This is a genomic window from Schlesneria sp. (genome assembly GCF_036405755.1).
Lineage (GTDB): Bacteria > Planctomycetota > Planctomycetia > Planctomycetales > Planctomycetaceae > Schlesneria > Schlesneria sphaerica.
On record NZ_DASWWZ010000063.1, the window covers coordinates 1 to 5615 of the forward strand.

Sequence of the window (5615 nt, forward strand, 5' to 3'; positions counted from 1 at the left end):
TACGTCGGCTCGGATGAAGGCTGGGAAAGCGCTCAGAACGCTCTTCGACAGGTCCTGACCGACATGAAGATGCCGTTCATCGAGCGGGAAGGGGAGGCCGCGTTCTACGGTCCCAAAACCGACTTCATGGTGCGTGACTGCATCGGCCGCGAATGGCAGCTCGGTACCGTGCAGCTTGACTTCAATCTTCCCGAACGCTTCCAGCTCGAATACGTCGGTGCGGACAACCAGACCCACCGACCCGTGATGATTCACCGGGCTCCGTTCGGTTCGATGGAACGCTTTACAGGCATGTTGATCGAACATTTCGCGGGTGCCTTCCCACTGTGGCTGGCTCCCGAACAAATTCGCGTGATGTCGATCAGTGATAAGTTCGAGGACTACGCCAAACAGGTCGAAGCACGCTTCCGTGCCGCCGGATTCCGCGTCACCTCCGATCTTCGCGGTGCCAAGATCAATGCCAAAGTCCGCGACGCTCAGGTGGAACTGATCCCGTACATGCTGGTTGTCGGCGGACGCGATGTCGAGAACGGCACCGTGTCTGTTCGTGACCGTATCGACGGTGACCTGGGTGCGATGTCGATCGACGATGCTCTGGCAAAACTGGAACAGGAAGTCGCCCAGAAGACCATACGCCAGGTCAGCGAATCAAAGTTCCAGCAGTTCGACGAAGCAGAGGAAGCCGCGAACGAGTACTGATTCGCAATCTGCGGGGGAACAGCCAGTTGTGTCCTGAACTCAATCATTCAGAGGCCGCCATGAAGTCAGCAGATCTATACGCCCGCCGATTTCAACCACGGATTTTGAAACAAGCGATTCTCTGTTCAGCCCCCACTGGCACAACCCCACTCCGGTCCACGCTGCTGAAGCTGCTGGCCTGTTTCGTACTCATATCGGGGCTTGCTCCTGGTTTTCTTTATGGATCTGAAGCCCCAGGTAGCGCGACTCCTGCTGTCACTGATCGACTGTCGATGGCCTTGCCGGCAGAACTGATTGCTGCCGTAGGAATCGAATCCAACGTCTACTTCGACAATGCCGTACTGTGCCTGAATCCGGCCAACTACGCGTTCGATGTCGTCTGTCCGAAGGGACGTCAATACGTAGAACGATGGACCTGGACCCCCACGGAAGCAGACGTGGGTGCTATCCCCTTTGAACTGATTGTGAGAGACGAAAGTAATCAGTTCGTCTCCCGGGGCAGCATGTCGATCAAGGTTGTTGCGGCGAACACGGCTACGAAGCAGGAGTGTTCACTCCTGCTCATCGGCGACAGCCTGACGCATGGCTCGGTCTATGCGAAGCGACTGCTGAACTTGTCGAACCAGCATGGCCAGGCTCGGCTGACGCTTGTCGGTTCGCATCGCCCGATCCCAGATTCGGATGAGATCCGGCATGAGGGCTACGGAGGTTGGACCGCCCATCGATTCGCTACCCACTTCACCGGTACAGCCCGCCAGGGTGAATACGCAAAGCGCGGAAGCCCGTTTCTCTACAAACAGCCGGACGATTCCCTGAAACTGGATTTCCAGCAGTACTGCAAAGACGTTAACGAAGGCAAGTTTCCGGATGCCGTCACGATCTTCCTCGGCCCGAACGACATTTTTTCCTATACGGACGAGAACTTGGAAAACGGCATCGAATTCATGCTGACCCATTACGATCAATTGATTGCGATGGTAAGTGCGGCCAGTCCGACAACTCGAATCGGTGTGATGCTTCCGGTCCCCGGCGCTGCAAGTCAGGATGCGTTCGGAAAGGACTACGGGACCGGTCAAACCCGCTGGCAGTACAAGCGAAATCAACACAAGCTGGTCCAGGCGATGCTGAAGCGTTACCAGGGCCGTCAGTCCGAGCGGATCCAGGTGATTGGCACGCACCTTAATCTCGACGCAGTCCATAACTATCCGACAGCGACAGTTCCTCCGAACGCACAATCAGAACAGAAGATTGTGCGCCAGAACAATGGTGTCCATCCCGCCGAATCCGGCTACCGTCAGATCGGCGACAGCGTCTACGCGTGGCTGATTTCTGAGTAGATCGCCACGGAAACCGTCCCGCAGACTTCGAGAGTGAATCCAAACATCCGACTCTTCGGGGAGAGCTCGCGCAGTCTCTCGAGCGGACAACGGGTGAAATCGCGTTGAGGCGTGTACTTTGAAAATCGACGCTTCGGCTCTGAATTCCAAAAATTCTGCGCCGTAATCTGCTCTGAGCGGGCACTATACTGGCATCACAATGAGTGCCGTAGTGCTAAACGCCGAGCTGAATAACGACGCCATTGCCACAAGCGACGGTGAACTGGTCGAACGCTTCGTCTGTCTCCGTGATCAGGCAGCGTTTACACAGCTCGTCCGGAGACACAGTCATGTGGTCCTGGGGGTCTGTCGCCGCATCCTTCAAGATCCAAATGATATCGACGATGTCTTCCAGGCGACCTTTCTGGTGCTTGTCAGAAATGCCAGCAGGGTCCGTAATCGATCTTCGGTAGCCAGTTGGCTCTATGGAGTTGCCTACCGGCTCGCCTTGCGGGTGGCCCGGCGAAAGCACCGACGGCGGGAGACAAGTCTCGTGGAAGATACGCGCGATCGAGACGGCACATTAGAACGACTGGCGGATCGGCACGATCAGCAAGTCGTCGATCAGGAACTGAATGCACTTCCTGATCGATATCGACAGCCTTTGGTCCTGAAGTACCTGTCCGGAAAATCGACAGCCGAAGTGGCCGTCGAAATGGGAATCAGTGTCGGGGCAGTGGACGGCCTCCTCAAGCGAGGAAAGGATGAGTTGCGCCGACGACTGTTGCAGCGGGGAATCACTCTCAGCGTGGCATTGCTCGCGATAGAGACAACGCAACAGGCCGCACAGGCTGCGGCAACCGACTCCCTGGTGGAATCGACCGTCCAGGCAATTCTCGTCTGGCAGACTGAAACTCAACAATCTGCGACCGATGCGATCTCTGATCGTGTCGTCGACCTCGCAGGAAAGGAAACTCTGACCATGGCCGCTACGACGCCGACAATACTCGCTTTTGGAATCACCTTGGGAGGCATTGCTGTCGGGTTAGGAGGGTTCAACGCCCTTTCGGGACCTGTTGACGGACATGTGTCAGCGGGTGGTCTCGTCACCACCATGAACGTTGCACGGCCCCCCTTCGAATCATTGCCGCTGACAAATCTGGCTTCGGATCCCGCTCCAACGGAAGTTTCTGATCGGTTGGAAGAGACAACGGAGGCAACAACAAGCCCCACAACATTGGACGTGGTTGTGGTCAAGTCTGAAGAAAAACGCAGTTACTTAGGAACACTGCTTCCAGAGGGACCTCATACGAATCCGTCATCGTTGAAGTGGGACCTTAAATCGAGAAGTCAGAAAGAACTGAAGATCGAAGGGGAATTACGTAACCAGAGCGAGGTGTCGTTCACCGATCAACCACTCGCTGACGCTCTCGATTATCTGAAAGATCTTCATCACATTGACATCGTCATGGATGGACCGACATTCGCAAACGATGGTATCTCAGTGGATCAGCCGGTGAGCCTTAATGCAGAAGGACTCAGCCTGAGCAGCGTCCTGGGCCTGCTCCTGGAGCCATTGCATCTTGATTATGTCATTCGCAACGAAGTACTGGTCATCACGACACGCAATGCTGCAGATGAAATGTTTGAAACCCGCGTCTACCAACTTCACAAACTGGACGCGCTGGGACCAGAGGTCATACTCGAAACAATCACTGCCACGGTGTCACCCGATCGATGGAAAGCAAGCCCAGAATACCGTGCAAGTCTGAATGCAGGCCTCGGTGTGCATGACCCACTGACCGTTATCCCAAATGGTCCTGCAAAACCGATTGACGGAGGTGGATTGGCAGACGATTCGACAATACAAGGGAGCATTCGCTTAGCGGGGAAGAATTTGATTATCAGACAGACTCAACGAATTCACAGTGAGATCGTGCAACTGCTGGATCAACTGGAACGAGCAGAGCACCCCGTCACCGAATGACCGTCAGTCCACGCGGGCGATCCGCTTCGAATACATACACAAGGTAGCCACGGTTGACGCGGCTTCGCGGCTACCGGGGTGGCATCGCCACAAGAGGTTTCAATCCATTTCAAACCGACGTTTTCCGTCGAGCACTCCAACACCAATCGAGAGTTTTCTCAAGGCCGCGATGTCAGATCACATCTGGAAAAACCTCGTGCGGCTCCGCCGCCTTGGTAGCTCAAAGCAGCAACCAAGGCGACCCGATCCGAATACATACACAGGGTAGCCCCGGTTGACGCGGCTTCGCGGCTACCGGGGTGGCAAGGCCACAAGAGGTTTCAGTCCATTCCTCACCGGCGTTTTCCGTCGAGCACTCCAACGCCAATCGAGAGTTTTCTCAAGACCGCGATGTCAGATCACATCTGGAAAAACCTCGTGCGGCTCCGCCGCCTTGGTAGCTCAAAGCAGCAACCAAGGCTACCGAATCTAAGACATACACAGGGTAGCCCCGGTTGACGCGGCTTCGCGGCTACCGGGGTGGCAAAGCCACAAGAGGTTTCAATCCAATTCAAACCGATGTTTTCCGCCGAGCACTCCAACACCAATCCAGAGTTCTCTCAACGCCAAGATGTCAGATTCCGCTTGTCGAAAACCTCGTGCAACTCCGCCCCCACGGGTCGCGACGAACTCAATCACATTCAACCCATTCGATCGGCACTCCTACACTTCGTCCTTCGTCGTACCAACGGGCTGAACTCCATCTCCATTCTACCGCTCGTTCCACGTATCGACGGCGAACGGGATTGAGATGCATATACCTCAATTTTTCTTCGACCTTGCCGCGACTGTGGACCTGAAAGGCATAGTAGTTCGGTTGCCAAAATCGATCTCCTTCTCCGAACGATGCAGCGTAGCTCGGCGCTTCTTCTCGATACCACTTGCGGATCGCCAAACTCGACTGGCGTTTCCATTCATGCATAAAGCGACTGAGTTGGCCAGTGACCGGGAACCACAGGAGGGCATGCACGTGGTCGGGCATCAGAACAAATCCAACGCATCGACTTCCGGTATCTGTCAGCAACTTGCCGAGAACTCCAAGAACGATCCGCTTAGGATGTTCGTGATCCAGTAATCGTCGCCGACGATCTACTGAAAACGTGACAAAGTGGATGTAGAGGGCGTCATCAATGGAAGTACGTTCAGTGGCCATCAAAAATTCACCCCTGCCGACCGCCTTACATCCTTGAATGGTCGGAAGATTCTATTACACCGGTCTGCGGCAGTACCAACCATCGCTTCAAGTAAGAAATTTTCGTCTGCCCCGTCTTTTCAATCGCTCGTGTATACGGAACCCATGATCCTCTTAAGACCGCCCTGTGGGATCCGCTTGTCAAAAACCTCGTGCGGCTTCGCCGCCTTGGTTGCTCAAAGCAGCAACCAAGGCTACCCAAGCCGAATACAAACACAGGGTAGCCCCGGTTGACGCGGCTCTTGTCATTACCCACAAATTTTACAAACAATTGTAAAATTTATGATGTGGATGCACTGAAAGTCGAGTGTCGTAACCACGGAATTCCCAGTTGTTTACGACTGAGCGCTGTGGATGATTTTGCTCAGGCACTGTGATTGCT

The 5615-nt window shown here is 54.8% G+C and carries 4 protein-coding genes; 3 read left to right on the forward strand and 1 reads right to left on the reverse strand.

Features of this window, described 5'->3' with window-relative positions; genetic code table 11:
* The 3 genes from VGE80_RS02190 to VGE80_RS02200 all read left to right on the forward strand — a co-directional run.
* Positions 1-699, forward strand: a 699-nt coding sequence (locus VGE80_RS02190; RefSeq protein WP_440591515.1) for a His/Gly/Thr/Pro-type tRNA ligase C-terminal domain-containing protein, incomplete at its 5' end; no start/stop codon positions are given.
* Between the two features lie 59 nt (positions 700-758).
* The gene (locus tag VGE80_RS02195) at positions 759-2036 is read left to right on the forward strand and encodes an SGNH/GDSL hydrolase family protein (protein ID WP_440591516.1); all 1278 of its coding nucleotides are present in this window, start codon (positions 759-761) and stop codon (positions 2034-2036) included.
* A gap of 211 nt (positions 2037-2247) precedes the next feature.
* On the forward strand, positions 2248-4002 hold the full coding sequence (locus VGE80_RS02200) for an RNA polymerase sigma factor (protein ID WP_440591517.1): 1755 nt from the start codon (positions 2248-2250) through the stop codon (positions 4000-4002).
* A 670-nt stretch (positions 4003-4672) separates the two neighbouring features.
* On the opposite strand, the gene VGE80_RS02205 is transcribed toward VGE80_RS02200, so the two are convergent.
* Positions 4673-5194, reverse strand: coding sequence for an REP-associated tyrosine transposase (locus VGE80_RS02205; RefSeq protein ID WP_373652868.1), 522 nt, complete (start codon positions 5192-5194; stop codon positions 4673-4675).
* Between the last annotated feature and the right edge of the window lie 421 nt (positions 5195-5615).

Coding starts and splice junctions, on each gene's coding strand:
- VGE80_RS02195 (WP_440591516.1), top strand. CDS start 759: ATGAAGTCAGCAGATCTATACGCCCGCCGATTTCAACCACGGATTTTG.
- VGE80_RS02205 (WP_373652868.1), bottom strand. CDS start 5,194: ATGGCCACTGAACGTACTTCCATTGATGACGCCCTCTACATCCACTTT.